We start from the raw sequence: 16,283 nt of genomic DNA on the forward strand, positions 1-16,283 counted from the left end.
GATGGGTCTTCCATGAAAAAAGATGGGCGACCCATACAGGTCGCCCATCCTCGTCGTGCGGTCAGCGGCGGATCGGCACCGCCGCGAGCACCGGTTTGGTCGGCTCCACCGAGCCGCCGGCCGGTTCCCGGGTCAGGCCCAGGGCGTCCACCGAGGACAGGCCCTTGAGCAGGGTGACCCCGGACCGTTCCCCGCCGGCCATCACGTTCGACGCCGTCGCGTTCGTGCCGACGATCGTCCAGAGCTGGTAGGCCCTGTCCCGGCCGACCTCGGGCAGGTCGGTCATCACGACCACCGCCTCGCCCCGCTGGTCGGACTTGATGACCGAGACCCGGCCGCCGCCCGTGACGTCCGCCAGGATCACCCGGGCGTCGGGCGCCGCCAGGACCGCGCGGATGTCGGCGGCCTGCTGGCGTTCGGTGGACACCCGGCGCTCCTGCACCACGTACGTCGTCGCGCCCACGCTCACCGCGATCACCGCCGCCGCGACCGCCGCCGCCGTCCACGCCTTCCACCGGCGCACCACGGCCGGGCTCGACACGGGCTCGGCGATCCGGGCCGCCGGGGCGAGCTGCCGGGTGCGGCGCGCCTCGGCGAGCACCCGGTCCCGGAGGCCGGGCGGCGGCGGGGCCGCGGCGGCGCCGCCCAGCCGCGCAGCGGTGGCCCTCAGCTCCGTCACCTCGGTCGTGCACTCGGCACAACCGGTCAGATGCCGCTCCACGGCGGCCCGTTCCAGGTCGTCCACGGCGTCGAGCACGTAGGCCCCGACCAGGGTGTGCACGTCCATGGGGTTCATCCGGTTACCTCCAAACAGTCCCGCAACCGGATGAGTCCGTCCCGGATCCTCGTCTTCACCGTGGGTAGCCCGATGCCGAGCAGATCGGAGACCTGCCGGTAGGTGTACCCGCCGTAGTAGGCCAGTCCGATGGCCTCGTTCTGCAGTTCCGTGAGCCGGCCCAGACAGCGCCGGACCGCCTGGCGTTCCAGGTTGCCGGCCACCTCCTCGGCCACCTCGTCGTACGGCGCGACCGTCGCGGTCGCCGCCGCCCGGCGGTCGCGTTCCGACGCGGCCTGGGCCGAGCGGACCCGGTCCACCGCGCGCCGGTGCGCCAGGGTGAGCACCCAGCTGTTGGCGGACCCGCGGGCGGGGTCGAACCTGCTCGCCGTCCGCCACACCTCCACGAGCGCCTCCTGGGCGACCTCCTCGGCCTGGGCCGGGTCGCGGACGACCCGGACACACAGGCCGTAGACCTTCGACGCGACCTGTTCGTACAGTGCGGAGAAGGCGTTCTCGTCGCCGCGGGCCACGAGGACCAGCAGCTCGTCGGCCGAGGGTCTCCCGTCCGGCGGGGGCGCGGCCCTCAGGTGCGGGGTTCGCGCGCTGTCGCTTTCCACCACGGCCCTCCACGGCTCAGTCCGGTCCGACACCCCTGATTCGGAGCTACGCCCCTGCCGGATTGGTATGCCCTCTCATACTGCCTGTCGCCGATGCGTTGTCCGGGCGGTTCGCGTTCCGCCACGCTCGGGGCTACCGGCCGGTAGCCACCGGTCGACTCGGACAGGGAGGCTCAGATGAGGGGAAAGGCACTGGTGGTCGCGCTGGTCGCGGCGGCCTCGGTCGTCGGGTACGCGCCAGCGGCCCAGGCGGCCGCGCCCACGGTCGCGGTGGCGCTCGGCGACAGCTACATCTCGGGTGAGGCCGGGCGCTGGCTCGGCAACACCGACGCGGTGGGCGGCAGTTCCGCCGGCACCGACCGGGCGTGGAACGGCACGAACGTCGACCCCGCCCGGGTGTACGGCCCCACCTACTCCTCCGGCTGCCACCGCTCGGACGTGTCCCCGCTGTCGGGCGCGGCGCTGGGCGTCGACCGGCTGGTGAACCTGGCCTGCTCGGGGGCCACGTCGGCGAACGTGCTGCCGGCGGCGCTGGGCGGCGTGCCGTACAAGGGCGAGGCCCCGCAGGTCGACCAGCTCGCCACGGTCGCCGCCGCGAACCGGGTGAAGCTGGTGGTGCTGTCCGTCGGCGGCAACGACCTGGGCTTCGGGAACATCATCGCGAGCTGCATCGAGGCCTGGTTCTGGGGCGACTACTGCGCCGACGACCAGCAGCGGAACGTGGACGCGGCGCTGCCGGCCATGCGGAGCGGGGTCTCGGCCTCCCTCGCCGCGATCCGGGGCACGATGCGCGCCGCCGGGTACGCCGACGCCGACTACCGGCTCGTCGTGCAGTCCTACTCCTCCCCCGTGCCGCGCGGGGCGAACATCCGGTACTCCGACTCCGGCTGGAACCGGTGGAACATGGGCTGCCCCGTGGTCAACTACGACGCCACCTGGGTCCGCGACCGGCTCGTCCCGCAGCTCAGCACCGAACTGCGGGCCCTGGCGGCGGCCGGCGGGGCGGAGTTCCTCGACCTGCGCGACGCGCTCGACGGCCGGGAGATCTGCGCGAAGGGCCGGATCCGGGTCACCACCGCCAAGGCCCCCAGCGACCTGACGGCCGAGTGGGTGCGCGAGTTCTGGTCGAGTGAGACCGAGGGCCGCCAGCAGGAGACGTTCCACCCGAACGCGTACGGGCAGAAGGCGCTGTCGCGGTGCCTGACCCTGCTGGGCGCGGCGGCGAAGGGGAACTACAGGTGCGCCAACACGGCCGGGGCCGGGATCGACGGCATGCGGCTCACGGCGGCGTGAGCGCGCCCCGGGGGCCCCGACGGGTCCCCGGGGCGATTCGGCACTTTCGGATATTGATCGCTACCCACCGGTAGGAATAGCATCCGCGACATGCAGCTGGAACTCCGCCACCTGCGCGTGGTTCTGGCGGTGGCCGAGTCGGGGAGCATCTCCCGCGCGGCGCAACGGCTGGGACTGCCGCAGCCGTCCGTGACCGCCCAACTCGCGCGGATCGAACGCGAGCTCGGCGCGCAACTGTTCGCCCGGACCGCGGCGGGCGCCGTCGCCACCCCCTTCGGCCGGTACGTGGTCGACCGGGCCCGCGCCGTGCTCGGCGAGCTGGACCGGCTCAACCGGGGCCGGCAGGGCTCCCCCACCGCGCCGCGCCAGCTGCGGATCGGGGTCGCGCCGGGCCTGCCGCTCGCCGGGATCGAGGTGTCCCTCGGGGTCGGCGACGTGACCAGCTACTCCGACCCGTCCACCCACGCCCTCGCCCAGCTGGTCCGGGCCGGGCAGCTCGACATGGTGCTGCTGCGGGAGTACCCGGGGCACGAGTTCGTCGCGCCGCCCGAGCTGGCCACCCGGGTGCTCGTACCCGTCGAGCCCATGTTCGTCGGGTTGGCCGCCGACCACCCGCTGGCCGCGACGGACGAGGTGGCACTCTCGGACCTGGCCGGGGACCGGTGGGTCGCGAGCCCGCCGGACGACAGCGGCCTGCAGGCCCTGTTCCGGGCCGCGTGCGCGACGGCCGGGTTCACGCCGAGGATCTCGCACCAGACCAACGACTCGGTGTTCGCGAAGGAGTTCATCACCGGCTCCGGGTACGTGTCCCTGGCCAGCCCGCTGTCCTGGGACGGGCCGAGGCACGCGATCCGGCCCTTCGCCGGGACGCCGATCTGGCGGCGGCTGGTCGTCGGCTGGCGCGCGGACGGGCCGCTCGCGCACCGGGCGGACGACCTCGCCAACCGGCTCGACCGGTGGTACCACGACCTGGCGGTGTCCCGGCCGCGCTATGCCGCCTGGCTCGCGGCCCGGTAGCGGAAGACCCCTTCGACGGGTACCCGGTCCGCCGGGCCGCTCAGCCCCGACCGGCCGGTCAGCCAGTCGGCGTGTCGGGCAGTCGCCCGGTCAGGCAGTCGGCGTGTCAGCCGGTCAGCCGGTCAGCCGGTCAGCCGGTCCAGGGTCGCCCGGTCCCGGGCCACGACCGCCGAGCCGTCGTCGAGGAGCACGATCGGGCGCTGGATGAGCACCGGGTGCGCGACCATCGCGTCCAGCCACGCCGCCCGGGAGCCCGCGTCGCGCGCCCAGTCGGCCATGCCCAGCTCCGTGTACACGTCCTCACCGGTGCGGCAGACGTCCCAGGGTTGCGCACCGAGCCGGCCCAGGACGCCGTCGAACTCGCGGACCGTCGGCGGGACGTCCAGATACGCCCGCAGGGTGAACTCCACGCCCGCCCCCGACAACGTGTCGCGGGCGGCGGCGCACTTACTGCACGACGGGTTGTTCCACAGCTCCATCCCGCCATCGTCGCAGGCGGCACCGGAAGCGCCCGACCGGGCCACGGGGACCCGGTCAGGGGACAAAACGCTCCGGGATGCGGCTCGGCCCGGCGCCCACGCCGTCGGGGCCGGGGCCGGCCGGGTCACGCCGCCCGGAACCGCGGACGGCGGGCCAGCTGGCCCGCCGTACCCGGAGAATGGTCTGTCTAGCGTGCCCAGGCGGCCGTGCGTCGCCGTCGGGCCACCCAGCGGAGGAAGCTGGGCGCGGGTTTGGGGCTGCGGATCCGGGAGGGTGCGCCGGACTCCTCGCGGAGCCGGGCGGCGTCGAGACGGGCGGCGGCGATGATCTCGTGCGCCTCGGCCTCGGCGGAGTGTTTGAGTACCTTGTCGGCGTTGCGTTCCTTGTCGCGCCGCGCGCGCAGCGCCAGCTCGAAGTCGCGCCGGGCCTGCAGTGCCCGCTCGTCGGCCTCGGCCAGGATCTCGGCCGCCTGGTGCCGGGCGTCCGCCAGCTCGGCCGCCGCCGTCTGCCGGAGCCGTTCGGCCTCGTGTTCGGCCATCGCGAGGATGGCCTCCATCCTCACGCTCAGCACCCGGGCGTCGCCGGTCGAGCCGAGCGAGCGGATGCGTTCGAGTTCACGGTTGGCCGACTCGAGTTCGAGACTGGCCGTGGCGAACCGGGCGGGTAGGTCCGCCATCAGTTCCCGTTCCGCGAGGGCCTCGATGAGCCTGCCCTCCAGCTGCGCGAAGCAGCGGTCCACCTGTTGCCGGTGATAGCCCCGCATCACGAGATCGAACTCGGCGGGTGCGCCTTCATTCATCCCCCACATGAATCGATGCTCACACATCGTCACAGCGTGTGTGGACCTTTTGCCTAATCAGTACAAGGGGATGCGTCTGACCGGATCGGGGTGCGGGGCGGCCCGGAACGCGCCGGGCCGCCCGCCCCGAACTAGGCCAGGGCCGCGTCGAGGGTGATCTCGACGCTGAGGGCCTGGCTGACCGGGCAGTTCACCTTCGCCTGCTCCGCGAGGGCGACGAACTCGTCCTCGGACAGCCCCGGCACGACGCCCCGGACCCGCAGCGCGCTGCCCGTGACGCCGACGCCCGGCTGGAAACCGACCACGGCCGAGGTCTCCAGGCTCTCCGGCGCGTGCCCGGCCTTGTCCAGGATGTTGCTGAACGCCATCGAGAAGCACGCCGAGTGCGCGGCGGCGAGCAGCTCCTCCGGGCTGGTCCGCCCGCTGGCGTCGGGCTCGGTCCGGGCCGCCCAGGTCACCTCGAACGTGCCGATGCCGGAGGAGGCCAGCTCGACGGAGCCGCCCCCCTTCAGCAGCGAACCTTCCCAGTGCGTCTTCGCGCTACGGCTCGTGGCCATCGGTGCTCCTTCACGACGTTGACCCGACGGACGTCGGATCCCGCCCAATCGTGTCAGATCGTCACCCTCGGCGGTCGCGGCCCCGCACTCCCCGCCGGGCGCGGCCGACGCGTAATGCGGAATGCGCGGCGGCGGGCGGACGGGTGCCATTGCGGTGCGCTTGTGCGCCGAGTGCGGCCCGCTCCGCACCATGCGCGCATGGTCACATAGAGCGGATTCGACAGACGCCGTTCCGCGGGCCCGCGCGGGGGGAGATGATCGGAAAGTCGACTGTCCAATCGGGGCGGGGAATAACCGTTCAGCCGATCGTGCGTCAACCTTTCAGTCAACAATGCGGGTCATCGCCGTGGCCAACCGTGCCCGAAGGTTCACCTGCTATGTCGGGCAGGCCTTGAATAGTAGGTATAAATAGGACGTCCATAGTGGATGTAGCCACACTCCTGAGTGCACCGCTATGCTGCGCTCGGGTACCCGCGAATGAGGAATGCGCAATAGGGCTCCACGGTGCGCGGGGACACGGTCAATGGGGAAGGATGATCCGGCATGGACAGCCAGGCGAGTGCGAACGGGAATTACGTTTGGCAGGTGCTGGATATATTCGCCCGGTACGGCGAGGCGGAGGCAATTGTCGACGAACGTCGACGGATCACGTACCGGGAACTGCGCGCCGAGATCCTGTCCATGGCCGCCGCGCTGCACGGGCACGGAATGCGCCCCGGACTCGCGGTCGGCGTCCTCGCCGGCAACCCCGCCGAGACGATCGTGCTCCAGTTCGCGGTGCACCTCCTCGGCGGCCGGACCGCCTGGATCGCGCCCAACGCGCCCGCCGCGTTCCGGGACCAGTTCCTCGGCCTGGCCAAGGTCGACGCGTTCGTGTACGAGACGAACGCCTACGCCTCCTTCGCCCAGGACCTGGCCCGCTCCGCCGCCCCGCTGCCCGTGTTCTGCCTGTGCGGCGAGGGCCTCGGCCCCGACCTGGGCGCCGGGCCCCGGATCGACCGGATCGAGGACCTTCCGTTCGGCCCGCAGGACGTGACGACGGAGCCCGAGGCGCTGTTCCAGACCGGGGGCACCACCGGGCAGCCGAAGCTCGTGCACCACAAGCAGCGGTTCTTCGAGACGGCGCTGCTGTTCGCCGAGCAGTACGTCGAGGCGGGCGAGCACCCCATGAAACACCTCGCCATGTCCGGGTACTGGCACGTGAGCGCCCAGATGCCCGGCCACATGAGCCTGTTCACCGGCGGCTCGTTCCACATGCAGGACGGGTTCGACATCGCGCTGTTCTTCGACACCATCGCCGCCGAGCGGATCACCGACACCCTGATCCCGCCGCCCCTGTTCGGCTACATCCTCGACCACCAGGTCCTCGAGAAGGCCGACTGCTCCAGCCTGCTGCGGATCAACATCGGCGGCAGCGCGATCACGCCCACCCGGTTGTCCCAGGCCATCGAGCGGTTCGGCCCGGTGCTGCGGACCGCGTACGGGATGAGCGAGGCGCCCATCATCACCGCGTACCAGAACATCCCCGACGACCCGGCGGTGCTCGCCTCCGTCGGCCAGCCCTACGGCGACCTGCGGCTGGAGATCCGCGACCCCGACGGCGTCGCCCTGCCCACCGGCGGCACCGGCGAGGTCTGGGTCACCGGCGGCGTGCAGATGACCGGCTACTGGGGCCAGCCCGAACTCACCGCCGAGACCCTCGTGGACGGCTGGCTGCGCACCGGGGACGTCGGCTACCTCGACCCCGACGGCAACCTGTTCCTCGTCGACCGGGTCAAGGACATGATCCTCACCGGCTGGGGCTCCTCGAACGTGTTCGCCCGGCCGATCGAGGACGCGCTGGCCACGCACCCCGACGTGCGGGCGGCGGCGGTGGTCGGCGTGCCCCACGAGCAGTACGGCGAGGTCGTGCACGCCTTCGTGGTCCGCTCCCCCGGCTCGACGGTCACCGCCGAGGACCTGCGCGCAGTGGTGGTCGAGAAGCTCAACGACCTGTGGTCGCCGCGCGGCGTGGACTTCGTGGACGCGCTGCCGTTGACCGGGGCCAGCAAGGTGGACAAGAAGGCGCTCCGCGCCCGGTACGTCGCGCAGCTCGCGGCGGCGTCATGACGCGCGGGGCGGGGCGGCCGGGGGCGAAGGACGGCGACAGCGTGCCGAAGGCCGACGGGGCCAGGGCTGACGGCTCGGAGGCGGCGGCCGGGGACGGGGCCGTGGGGACAGCGGACGCGACCGGAACCCCGGGCGCGGCGCCCGACGGTGCCGCCGACGAACCCGGGACCGCGGTCAAGGACCCCGCCGGGAAGGACGCCGACAAGGACGACGCGCCCGAGATCGTGGTGACCGGCAGCAAGGTCGGCATGGTCAGCATCCTCGTCGCCGAGGCCGTCTCCATGGCCGGCAGCAAGATCGCCGCGTTCGCCGTCACCTGGCTCATCCTGATCGACACCGGGAACCCGCTGCTGGTGGGTCTGATGGGTACCGCCGCCGCCCTGCCGTACGTGTTGTCGGCCGCGTTCGGCGCGCCGTTCATCGACCGGGTCGGCGCCCGGCGGATCACCATCGTCTCGGACCTGCTCAACGGGGTACTGATCGGCGCGATCGCCCTGGTGTACCCGTTCGGCGTCACCCCGGTCGTGGTCCTGATCGCGCTCGTCGGGGTCACCACCGGCCTGGCCGACCACTCCCGCCGGGTCATGCTGACCGCCCAGATCAAGGTGTCCGGGGTGCCGACCGCCCGGATCACCTCGATCTACGACGCCATCTCCCGGATCATCACCCTCGTCGGCGCGCCGGTCGGCGGCCTGGTCATCGCGCTGCTCGGGTCGCCGACCGCGATCCTGATCAACTCCGCCTCGTACTTCGTCTGCGGCCTGTTCATGATCACCGTGCGGAACCCGCCCGGGTTCCTCGACAAGGTGGCCAAGGACAAGAAGGAGCCGTACTTCGTCGCGCTCAAGGGCGGCTTCGCGTACGTGTGGCGGGACCGGCTGCTCAGCGGCATGATCATGATGTTGTTCGTCACGAACCTGTGCAACCAGATCCACAACATCCTCATCCCGCTGTGGATCAAGGAGACGTTCGACTCGGCGGCCGGGATCGGCACCATCGGGGCGGCGTTCGCGCTGGGCGCGGTGCTCGGCAACCTGACGATGGCCGCGCTGGTGACGAAGATCCCGAAGTACCTGACCCTCGTGCTCGGGTACATGATCGGCGGTTCGCCCCGGTTCTTCATCTTCGCCCTCACCGACGACCTGACCACCATGATCGTGGTCATCTTCGTCACCGGGTTCGCGATGTCCTCGATCAACCCGATCATCGGGGCGCTGCTGCTGGACAAAGCACCGGCGAGCATGCAGGCCCGGCTCTACGGGGTGTTCACGGCCGTGGCCTGGGGCGGCATCCCGCTCGGCGGGCTGCTCGGCGGCCTGGTGGCCAAGGAGTTCGGCGTGCACTTCACGGCCGTGGCCACCGGCGCGCTGTACTTCGCCGCGACCCTGACCCCGATCGTCGGGGCGAAGGTGTGGCGGCAGCTGGACAACAAGCCCGGGGGGCACCCGCAGCCGGACGGGGCGGCGACCGACGCGGTGGAGGCCGACGCGGTGGACGCCCGGACCCCGGCCGAGGTGGGGGCCGTGGCCGGTTCCGGGGCCGCGAAGAGCACCCTGGACGACGCCGTCCCCGACGCCGGGCCGGAGTCCGACGTCGAGCCGACCCCGGCCAGGGCGTGAGGAAGTGCACGGCCTAGGGGGTACGCCCCAGGAAGCCCAGGAACCGGTCGGCGGCCGGGGCGTCGGCCGGCACGGGCACCTTGAGGCCGAACGGCGCGCCCGGACCCCAGATCGTCGGGGCGTCCGCCGGCCAGCGCGACGCCAGCCGCAGCGCGTGCTCGCACAGCTCCCCGTCGAGCCGGGCGGGCACGCCGAGCGCGGTGGCCACGTCCCAGCCGTGCGCCAGGTAGTCCACGAAGTGCATCATCATGGCCGTCGACGCGGGCACCACGCCGAACTCGTGCAGGGCCAGCCGGCGCTCCGCGAAGTCCTCGGCGCCGAACGCGGCGAGCAGGTCGGCGGACGCCGCCGCGTAGTCGGCCGCCGGGTCCGGGCCGAGGGTCACGTCCTCCCAGACGGCCGGGTCCACCGGCAGCCCCCGCGCGGCGGCCGCGAACCCGCGGTGCTGTCCGATCATGTGGGCCAACAGGTCGGCCAGGTTCCAGCCCGCGCAGGGCGTCGGGCGGTCGAGGTCGTCGGCGGTCACCTGGGCGACGATCCGGCCGCAGTCGAGTACGGCCTGAAGGTGCATCGGGCGAAGATCCATCCTCGTACCCTATCCGTCCCGTCCACGAAGGAGCGATGAACGTCGTGGAGTCGACCGACCCCTACTGCCTGCGCGCCGGCGAGAGCGCCGCACTGCTGACCGGACACCCGTGGAAGCGCTTCGCCGTGCTCGGCGACAGCGTGGCCGAGGGCTACGGCGACCCGGTCGAGGGCTACAGCGAACTGTTCTGGTGCGACCGGATCGCGGCCGAACTGGACGTCCGCGAGTACCTCAACGTGGGCAAGTACGGGCTGAAGGCCGCCGAGGTGCTCGGCACCCAACTGGAGCCGGCGCTCGCGTTCCGCCCGGACCTGGCGCTCGTGGTGTGCGGGGGCAACGACGCGTTCATGCGGGGCTACGACCCCGACGCGGTGGACACGGCCCTGGAGACGATGATCGTGGCCCTGCAGGGGGTGGGCGCGGACGTCGTGACGGTCAGCATGTTCGACATCTCGCACAGCCCCCGGGTACCCGACTGGCTGCGGCCGGGCCTGCGGGACCGCACCCGGACCCTCGCCGAGCGCACCGGCGCGCTCGCCGCCCGGCTGGGCACCCTGCACCTCAACCTCCGCGAGCACCCGCTGGTGGCGGACCTGTCGCTGTACAGCGAGGACGGGCTGCACGGCAACGCGCGGTGCGCGGCCATCGCGGCGGCGGAGGCGGTCCGGCGGCTGGGCGCGGAGGTGGCGGCGCGGCGCCGCGTACCCGGCGAAGTGGTGTCGCTCTAGAAAACGCCTTCGGGGAGGTCACCGTCGCCGGTGACCTCCCCGAACGACGTCGCTCAGGACTTCAGGACCGCCTGGACGGCCGCCACCAGCTGCTCGTGGGTCGGCTGCACCGCCCGGTCCAGCTCCAGGGCGAACGGCAGCACCGCGCCGTCCGGGCGGGTGACGCGCTTCGGCGGGGCCAGCAGCCGGTGGTCCTCGACCACCGTCGCGATGATCTCGCCGCCGATGCCGCAGGACCGGTTCGAGTCGTCGATCACGACCAGCCGGCCCGTCTTCGCCACGGACGCGGACAGGCCGGCCCAGTCGAACGGGTACACCGTGCGCGGGTCGAACACCTCGATCGAGGCCTCCCCCGCCAGCTCCTCGGCGACCGCGAGCGCGGTGTGCACGAGGTGCCCGAGCGCCACGACCGTCAGGTCCGTGCCCTCCCGGGCCACCCGGCCGACCCCGATCGGGACCGGCGCGAGGGACGCGAAGTCCAGGTCGTCGCGGACCGTCAGCGCCCCCGACGGCGCGAAGAACACCACCGGGTCGTCGTCGCGGATCGCCGAGGCCAGCAGCCCGTACGCGTCGGCGGGCGTCGCCGGCAGCACGGTCTTCACCCCGACGTGCGCGAACAGGCTGTACGGGTGGTCGGAGTGCTGCCCCGCCCAGCCCGTCCTGCTGCCCGAGCCCGGCACGACGTAGGTCACCGGCACCTTCGTCTGCCCGCCGGTCATCAGCGAGAACTTGTGCGCCTGGTTGGCGATCTGCTCGAACGTGAGGAACAGCAGCGACGGGATCTGGAACTCGATCACCGGCCGCAGCCCCGCCATCGCCGCCCCGGTCGCGAAGCTGGTGAACGCCTGCTCCGACAGGGGCATGTCGACGATCCGCTGGTCGCCGTACTTCGCCAGCAGACCCGTGGTGACACCGGCGACCCCGACGCCGATGTCCTCGCCGAGCACGACCACCGAGTCGTCGCGGGCCATCTCGTCGCCGAGCGCCCGGTTGAGTGCCTTGAGATAGGAGAGTTTCGGCATCAGTTGTTCACTCCCGTGCGTACCCGCAGGCCGGTGGCGTAGAGGTGGTCGAGCGCGTCGGCCGGGTCCGGCTTCGGGCTCGTGACCGCGAACCGCACCGCCTCGGCGAGCAGCTCCTCGATCTCGGCGTCGATCCGGGACCGCGCGTCCGACGGTACCCGGGCGCCCTGGATGTCCAGCGGGTCGCGGGACCGGCCTGCGGCCAGCTCGTCCTCGGAACGGTAGTTCAGCCGCGCCTTGTGCTCGAACGTGTGGTGCGCGTCGAACCGGTAGGTCATGCACTCGATGAGGCTGGGCCCGCCGCCGGACCGGGCCCGGATCACGGCCGCCTCGGAGACCGCCTGGACGCATTCGGGGTCCTGGCCGTCGACCGTGGTGGCCGGGATGCCGAACGCCTCCGCGCGGCCCGTGATGCTGCCCGCGACGCCGGCCTCGACCGGCATCGTGGTGGCGTACCCGTTGTTCTCGCAGACGAAGATGACCGGGATCTTCCACAGCCCGGCGAGGTTGAACGCCTCCAGGAGCACGCCCTGGCTGACGGCCCCGTCGCCGAAGAAGTTGACCGCGACCACGTCGCCGGTCTCGGCGTCGGCCGTCCGCTGCGCCCGGCGCGCCCACGCGGCGCCGGCCGCGATGGCCCCGCCCGCGCCGACGATCCCGTTGGCGCCGAAGATGCCGAGGCTGAAGTCGGCGGCGTGCATGGAGCCGCCCCGGCCCTTGTTCAGCCCGGTGACCCGGCCGGCGAGCTCGGCCATCATCCGGACCGGGTCGGCGCCCTTGGCTAGGACGTGCCCGTGTCCCCGGTGGGTGCTGGTGATGATGTCGTCGCGCCGCAGCGCGCCGCAGACCCCGGCGGCGATGGCCTCCTGCCCGATGTACGGGTGGATGCCCCCGACGATCTCGCCGGATCGGACCAGCTCGATCGCGCGTTCCTCGAACCGGCGGATCAGCCGCACGGTCCGGTACAGCTCAGCGGAGTCCATCTGAATCCTTTCAGCGGTTCTGTGGGCGGGTTGGTCGGGGCGCCGACGCGGTGTCGCCAGGCCCCGACCGGTTCCGCTAGCGGCTCTGGATGGCCGCGTGAATGCCGTCCCACAGCGCGACGCGGGCGTCGAGCGCCGCGTCGACGGTGTCGGCGCGGTCCTGCCAGTCGTGCTCGTCGGCGCCGCACGGGCCGTCCACGAACGCATGGCGCGACATCGTCGTTGCTCCTCTACTGGTCGCCGCGACGCCACAGCGTCGGGCAGAACTCGGGGTCCGCGTAGTCCGGCCGGCCGTCGGCGGTCCGGCGGACCAGGACGTCGTGGTTGTACATCGCGAGCGAACCGTCGGACAGCTCGTACCGGCGGTTCTCGTTCGCCCCGTCCTGCAGGTGCAGGGACACCGCGCGCCGCGGCGTACCGCTGACGTTCGGGCCGCTGCCGTGGTACGTCTTGCAGTGGTGGAAGTTCATGTGCCCCTTGGGGATCACGATCGGGATCTTGGTGACCTCGACGTTGTTGTAGGCGGCGTTCTCGTCCAGCATCAGTTCCAGCTCCGAGCGGTCCCGCTCGGCGAAGTGCCGCACGACGCTGTCGCGCAGGCCGATCTCCTTCCACCGGTGGCTGCCGTCGACCATGGTGATGGTGCCCATGTCGACGGTGCAGTCGTGGAACGGGATGAACGCGGTGAGCATCTTCTCCGACGTGGACGACGCCCAGTAGTGCTTGTCGAAGTGCCAGGGCACGATGTTCGACGGTTCGCCCTCGATCGGCGGCTTCATGATCAGGGTGCTCTGGAAGATCCGGATCTCCTCGGCCTCCGCCAGCCGGGCCGCGACGGCCCCGATCAGCGGCTTGCCCAGGATCCGGCCGAGGACGTCGTGCTCGTAGTGCACGTAGTCGTTGTGCCGCTGCACGGGGCCGTGCGCCGGCTCCCAGTAGGCGAGCTTCGGCGGGCGGACGGGCAGCAGCCGGTCGCGCTCGCCGCCGTAGTACCGCTCACTGGCCGCGACGAGCTCGTCGATCTCGGCGTCGGTGAGGAGCTGCTTCGACAGGTACCAGCCGTGTTCCGCGTAGAACGCGACATCCTCGTCGGAGGGCAGCAGCGCGCGCTCCTCGTCGGTCAGTGCGAAAGTGTCCAGCATGGTGGGGAGTCCTCCTCGTTAACTGGCCGCGCCGGAGCGTTCCCGCTCCTTGGCCTCGTACAGCGCCTTGATGTTGCCGCTGCCGAACGTGAGCGCCCCGTGCCGCTCGATGACCTCCAGGAAGAGGGTCCGGCGGATGTGCATCGACTGCGTGAAGATCTGGAACATCTGGCCCCAGTGGTCGCGGTCCACCAGCACGCCGAGCTTCTGGAGCTCCGCGAGCGGCAGGTCGACCGGGCCGAGCCGGCTCTCCAGCGTCTCGTAGTAGCTGTCCGGGGTGGACAGGAACTTGACGCCCCGGCTGGCGAGCGTGGCGACGGTCTGCACGATGTCCTTGGTCTGGAAGGCCAGGTGCTGGACCCCCGCGCCGGCGTGCCACTGGAGGAAGTCGTCGATCTGCCCCGGCGTGCGGGTGGTGTCGGGCTCGATCAGCGTGAAGGTGACGCCCTTGGAGGGGCTCTGCACGACCTTGGAGTCCATGGCCTGGCCGCCGACCTCGATGTACTCCTCGAAGATCTCGGAGAAGCCGAAGACCCGCTCGTAGTACTCGGCGGTGGTGGCCAGTTCGCCGGCGGGCACGCAGATCGCCGCGTGGTCGATCAGTTCGAGCAGGCCCTCGTCGGGCGCCTTGTCGGCCTTGAGCATCTTGATCGCGCCCGGCAGGAAGGTGCGGGTCGGGCCGTGCCGTTCGACCAGGCGGTGCGCGACGTCCCCGAAGCCGGAGACCGTGGCGGTCACCACCCGGGACTCGTCGTCGGCGTACGTCGCGGGGCCCTCGAGCGCCTCCGCGCCGCGCCGGACGGTTTCGGCGTACACGGCCTCGACGTCGTCGACCTCGAACGCGATGATCGCGACGCCGTCGCCGTGCCGGCCCACGTAACGGGTCGCCGGGTGGTCCGGGACGAGCCCGGAGGTGAGGACGATCCGCACGTCCCCCTGGCGCAGCAGCAGTGAGCGCTGCCCGGCTAACCCGGTCTCCGGGCCGCCCTGACCACTGATCCGGAATCCGAACGCCGTGCAGAGGTAAAAGGCCGTTTGTCTCGCATCACCGACATAGAACTCTACGTGGTCAATTCCAGAGATGTTCACTGCAACCTTCTTTCAGTGTTCATGCGCTGCGAGTTGGGGTTTCGCGCGCACGAACCCCGTGCGCCTGCATTCGCGGGTAAAAAGACGATAGCCACGTCGTGAATCTTTCTCAATACGACCTCCGGACCGACCTGAGTGGAGGTATCCAAAATGGAGTCACACAGTCGCACTCCGTTCATGCGACCGCATTTCCCGCGTACCAGCCCGCCCCAACAACAGGCTGATGTTCTGTCCGCCGAACCCGAAGGAGTTGGACAGCGCGTAGGAGATCCGGCCCTGCCTGGGACCCTTGTGGACATGGTCCAGGTCACAGGCGGGGTCCGGATCCTCGAGATTGTGGGTGGGCGGCAGGACTTCCCGCCCGATCGCCAGTGCGCAGGCGGCGGCCTCCACCACTCCGGAGGCGCCCAACAGGTGACCGGTGACCGATTTCGTCGAACTCACCGGCGGCCCCGAATGGCCGAAGACGGCGTGTGTGGCAATGGTCTCAGCGACGTCCCCGAGTTTCGTACTCGTGCCGTGCGCGTTGAGATATCCGATATCTTCCGGTGATACGCCCGCCGACGCCAGCGCCCGGCGCATGCACTCGGCCGCGCTGGCCCCGTCGGGACGCGGCGTGGTCGGGTGGTGCGCGTCGGTGGTGCCGCCCCAGCCGGCCACGTCGGCGTACCCGGCGGCCCCGCGCGCGTCGGCGTGGTCCGTGCGTTCGAGGACCAGGAACCCGGCCCCCTCGCTGAGCACGAACCCGTTGCGGCGCGCGTCGAACGGCCGCGACGCCTCGGTCGGGTCCGCCCAGCCCCGCGCGAGGGCCCGGGCGTTGTCGAAGGTCTCCGCGAACGTCGGGAACAGCGGGGCCTCACTGCACCCGCAGACCACCACGTCGGCGTCGCCCGAGCGGATCAGGCGCATGCCCTCGGCGATCGCCTGCGCGCCGGCCGCGCACGCGGTGGCGACCGTGGACGAGTACCCCCGGATGCCGTATCTGATCGCGATCCGGGCCGCCGCCATGTTCGGCAGGATCCCGGGCAGCAGGTACGGGCTCACGGCCGCCCTGCCGCGCGCCACCCGCTGGGTGACCGTGGCCTCCAGGGTGGCCATGCCGCCGACCCCGGCCCCGATCACGGCGATCCGGTACGGGTCAACGTCGCGCCCCACCTCGATCCCCGCGTCGGCCAGGGCGTCCCCGGCCGTGAGCAGCGCGAGCAGGGTGACCCGGTCGATGGTGCGCAGCTCGGGGCCGGAGAACAGCGACTTCGGGTCGATCGCCTGGGCGAACCCGGCGACCTCCAGGGAGCCCTCGACGAGGTGGCCCTCCGGCGGCCGGGTGATCCCGGACCGGCCGGACAGCATGGCGTCGAACACGGCGTCCGGGCCGCGCCCCACGGGCGTGACCAGGCCGATGCCGGTGATGGAGACGCCGGTCATGCCGTCACCTCGCTTCGCTCGGCGAGCACGCCCGCCACC

17 protein-coding genes are annotated in these 16,283 nt (G+C 71.7%); 5 read left to right on the forward strand and 12 right to left on the reverse strand.

Going from position 1 to position 16,283, the window contains the following annotated elements:
- Positions 1–61 precede the first annotated feature (61 nt).
- Together AB0M43_RS27230 and sigK are read right to left on the reverse strand one after the other, a co-directional pair.
- On the reverse strand, positions 62–796 hold the full coding sequence (locus tag AB0M43_RS27230) for an anti-sigma factor (protein ID WP_363728620.1): 735 nt from the start codon (positions 794–796) through the stop codon (positions 62–64).
- The gene (gene sigK / locus AB0M43_RS27235; RefSeq protein WP_363728621.1) at positions 793–1,395 is read right to left on the reverse strand and encodes an ECF RNA polymerase sigma factor SigK; all 603 of its coding nucleotides are present in this window, start codon (positions 1,393–1,395) and stop codon (positions 793–795) included. The genes AB0M43_RS27230 and sigK overlap by 4 nt, the downstream gene beginning before the upstream one ends.
- Before the next feature lie 177 nt (positions 1,396–1,572).
- On the opposite strand from sigK, the gene AB0M43_RS27240 reads away from it, so the two are divergent.
- Both AB0M43_RS27240 and AB0M43_RS27245 read left to right on the forward strand, forming a co-directional pair.
- Positions 1,573–2,688: a GDSL-type esterase/lipase family protein gene (locus tag AB0M43_RS27240; RefSeq protein WP_363728622.1), complete on the forward strand. Its 1,116-nt coding sequence runs from the start codon at positions 1,573–1,575 to the stop codon at positions 2,686–2,688.
- A 90-nt stretch (positions 2,689–2,778) separates the two neighbouring features.
- Positions 2,779–3,705, forward strand: coding sequence for a LysR family transcriptional regulator (locus tag AB0M43_RS27245; RefSeq protein WP_363728623.1), 927 nt, complete (start codon positions 2,779–2,781; stop codon positions 3,703–3,705).
- Positions 3,706–3,827: 122 nt separating this feature from the next.
- Here the strand turns inward: AB0M43_RS27245 and AB0M43_RS27250 are convergent, their stop codons facing one another.
- From AB0M43_RS27250 to AB0M43_RS27260, 3 genes are all read right to left on the reverse strand, one after another.
- Positions 3,828–4,184 (reverse strand): ArsC/Spx/MgsR family protein, encoded by a 357-nt coding sequence (locus AB0M43_RS27250; RefSeq protein ID WP_363728624.1) that lies wholly within the window; start codon positions 4,182–4,184, stop codon positions 3,828–3,830.
- A 188-nt stretch (positions 4,185–4,372) separates the two neighbouring features.
- Positions 4,373–4,948 (reverse strand): hypothetical protein, encoded by a 576-nt coding sequence (locus AB0M43_RS27255; RefSeq protein ID WP_363728625.1) that lies wholly within the window; start codon positions 4,946–4,948, stop codon positions 4,373–4,375.
- Positions 4,949–5,115: 167 nt separating this feature from the next.
- A complete protein-coding gene (locus AB0M43_RS27260; protein ID WP_363728626.1) occupies positions 5,116–5,541 on the reverse strand; it encodes an OsmC family peroxiredoxin in 426 nt (141 codons plus the stop codon).
- A 585-nt stretch (positions 5,542–6,126) separates the two neighbouring features.
- On the opposite strand from AB0M43_RS27260, the gene AB0M43_RS27265 reads away from it, so the two are divergent.
- On the forward strand, positions 6,127–7,650 hold the full coding sequence (locus AB0M43_RS27265) for an AMP-binding protein (RefSeq protein ID WP_363728627.1): 1,524 nt from the start codon (positions 6,127–6,129) through the stop codon (positions 7,648–7,650).
- Positions 7,647–9,269, forward strand: a complete 1,623-nt coding sequence (locus AB0M43_RS27270) for an MFS transporter (RefSeq protein WP_363728628.1) — start codon at positions 7,647–7,649, stop codon at positions 9,267–9,269. The genes AB0M43_RS27265 and AB0M43_RS27270 overlap by 4 nt, the downstream gene beginning before the upstream one ends.
- A 13-nt stretch (positions 9,270–9,282) precedes the next feature.
- On the opposite strand, the gene AB0M43_RS27275 is transcribed toward AB0M43_RS27270, so the two are convergent.
- Positions 9,283–9,855, reverse strand: a complete 573-nt coding sequence (locus AB0M43_RS27275; protein WP_363728629.1) for a TIGR03086 family metal-binding protein — start codon at positions 9,853–9,855, stop codon at positions 9,283–9,285.
- A gap of 35 nt (positions 9,856–9,890) precedes the next feature.
- Between AB0M43_RS27275 and AB0M43_RS27280 the strand changes: the two genes are divergently transcribed.
- A complete protein-coding gene (locus AB0M43_RS27280) occupies positions 9,891–10,583 on the forward strand; it encodes an SGNH/GDSL hydrolase family protein (protein ID WP_363728630.1) in 693 nt (230 codons plus the stop codon).
- 53 nt (positions 10,584–10,636) lie between these two features.
- On the opposite strand, the gene AB0M43_RS27285 is transcribed toward AB0M43_RS27280, so the two are convergent.
- From AB0M43_RS27285 to AB0M43_RS27310, 6 genes are all read right to left on the reverse strand, one after another.
- The gene (locus AB0M43_RS27285) at positions 10,637–11,605 is read right to left on the reverse strand and encodes a transketolase C-terminal domain-containing protein (protein ID WP_363728631.1); all 969 of its coding nucleotides are present in this window, start codon (positions 11,603–11,605) and stop codon (positions 10,637–10,639) included.
- A complete protein-coding gene (locus AB0M43_RS27290; RefSeq protein WP_363728632.1) occupies positions 11,605–12,588 on the reverse strand; it encodes a thiamine pyrophosphate-dependent dehydrogenase E1 component subunit alpha in 984 nt (327 codons plus the stop codon). The genes AB0M43_RS27285 and AB0M43_RS27290 overlap by 1 nt, the downstream gene beginning before the upstream one ends.
- 76 nt (positions 12,589–12,664) lie before the next feature.
- Positions 12,665–12,805, reverse strand: coding sequence for a hypothetical protein (locus AB0M43_RS27295; RefSeq protein ID WP_363728633.1), 141 nt, complete (start codon positions 12,803–12,805; stop codon positions 12,665–12,667).
- 13 nt (positions 12,806–12,818) lie between these two features.
- Positions 12,819–13,730, reverse strand: a complete 912-nt coding sequence (locus AB0M43_RS27300) for a phytanoyl-CoA dioxygenase family protein (protein ID WP_363728634.1) — start codon at positions 13,728–13,730, stop codon at positions 12,819–12,821.
- 18 nt (positions 13,731–13,748) lie between these two features.
- Positions 13,749–14,819 carry a 4-hydroxyphenylpyruvate dioxygenase gene (gene hppD, locus AB0M43_RS27305; RefSeq protein WP_363728635.1) on the reverse strand — a complete coding sequence of 357 codons (1,071 nt, stop codon included), beginning with the start codon at positions 14,817–14,819 and terminating at the stop codon, positions 13,749–13,751.
- Between the two features lie 156 nt (positions 14,820–14,975).
- Positions 14,976–16,244, reverse strand: coding sequence for a beta-ketoacyl-[acyl-carrier-protein] synthase family protein (locus AB0M43_RS27310; protein WP_363728636.1), 1,269 nt, complete (start codon positions 16,242–16,244; stop codon positions 14,976–14,978).
- Between the last annotated feature and the right edge of the window lie 39 nt (positions 16,245–16,283).

The sequence above is a fragment of the Longispora sp. NPDC051575 genome, assembly GCF_040681875.1.
GTDB lineage: Bacteria > Actinomycetota > Actinomycetes > Mycobacteriales > Micromonosporaceae > Longispora.

What these genes read in the sequence shown, in the direction of transcription:
- AB0M43_RS27230 (WP_363728620.1), bottom strand. Translation starts at nt 796, where the DNA reads ATGAACCCCATGGACGTGCACACCCTGGTCGGGGCCTACGTGCTCGAC.
- AB0M43_RS27240 (WP_363728622.1), top strand. Translation starts at nt 1,573, where the DNA reads ATGAGGGGAAAGGCACTGGTGGTCGCGCTGGTCGCGGCGGCCTCGGTC.
- AB0M43_RS27245 (WP_363728623.1), top strand. Translation starts at nt 2,779, where the DNA reads ATGCAGCTGGAACTCCGCCACCTGCGCGTGGTTCTGGCGGTGGCCGAG.
- AB0M43_RS27250 (WP_363728624.1), bottom strand. Translation starts at nt 4,184, where the DNA reads ATGGAGCTGTGGAACAACCCGTCGTGCAGTAAGTGCGCCGCCGCCCGC.
- AB0M43_RS27255 (WP_363728625.1), bottom strand. Translation starts at nt 4,948, where the DNA reads ATGCGGGGCTATCACCGGCAACAGGTGGACCGCTGCTTCGCGCAGCTG.
- AB0M43_RS27260 (WP_363728626.1), bottom strand. Translation starts at nt 5,541, where the DNA reads ATGGCCACGAGCCGTAGCGCGAAGACGCACTGGGAAGGTTCGCTGCTG.
- AB0M43_RS27270 (WP_363728628.1), top strand. Translation starts at nt 7,647, where the DNA reads ATGACGCGCGGGGCGGGGCGGCCGGGGGCGAAGGACGGCGACAGCGTG.
- AB0M43_RS27275 (WP_363728629.1), bottom strand. Translation starts at nt 9,855, where the DNA reads ATGGATCTTCGCCCGATGCACCTTCAGGCCGTACTCGACTGCGGCCGG.
- AB0M43_RS27280 (WP_363728630.1), top strand. Translation starts at nt 9,891, where the DNA reads ATGAACGTCGTGGAGTCGACCGACCCCTACTGCCTGCGCGCCGGCGAG.
- AB0M43_RS27285 (WP_363728631.1), bottom strand. Translation starts at nt 11,605, where the DNA reads ATGCCGAAACTCTCCTATCTCAAGGCACTCAACCGGGCGCTCGGCGAC.
- AB0M43_RS27290 (WP_363728632.1), bottom strand. Translation starts at nt 12,588, where the DNA reads ATGGACTCCGCTGAGCTGTACCGGACCGTGCGGCTGATCCGCCGGTTC.
- AB0M43_RS27295 (WP_363728633.1), bottom strand. Translation starts at nt 12,805, where the DNA reads ATGTCGCGCCATGCGTTCGTGGACGGCCCGTGCGGCGCCGACGAGCAC.
- AB0M43_RS27300 (WP_363728634.1), bottom strand. Translation starts at nt 13,730, where the DNA reads ATGCTGGACACTTTCGCACTGACCGACGAGGAGCGCGCGCTGCTGCCC.
- AB0M43_RS27310 (WP_363728636.1), bottom strand. Translation starts at nt 16,244, where the DNA reads ATGACCGGCGTCTCCATCACCGGCATCGGCCTGGTCACGCCCGTGGGG.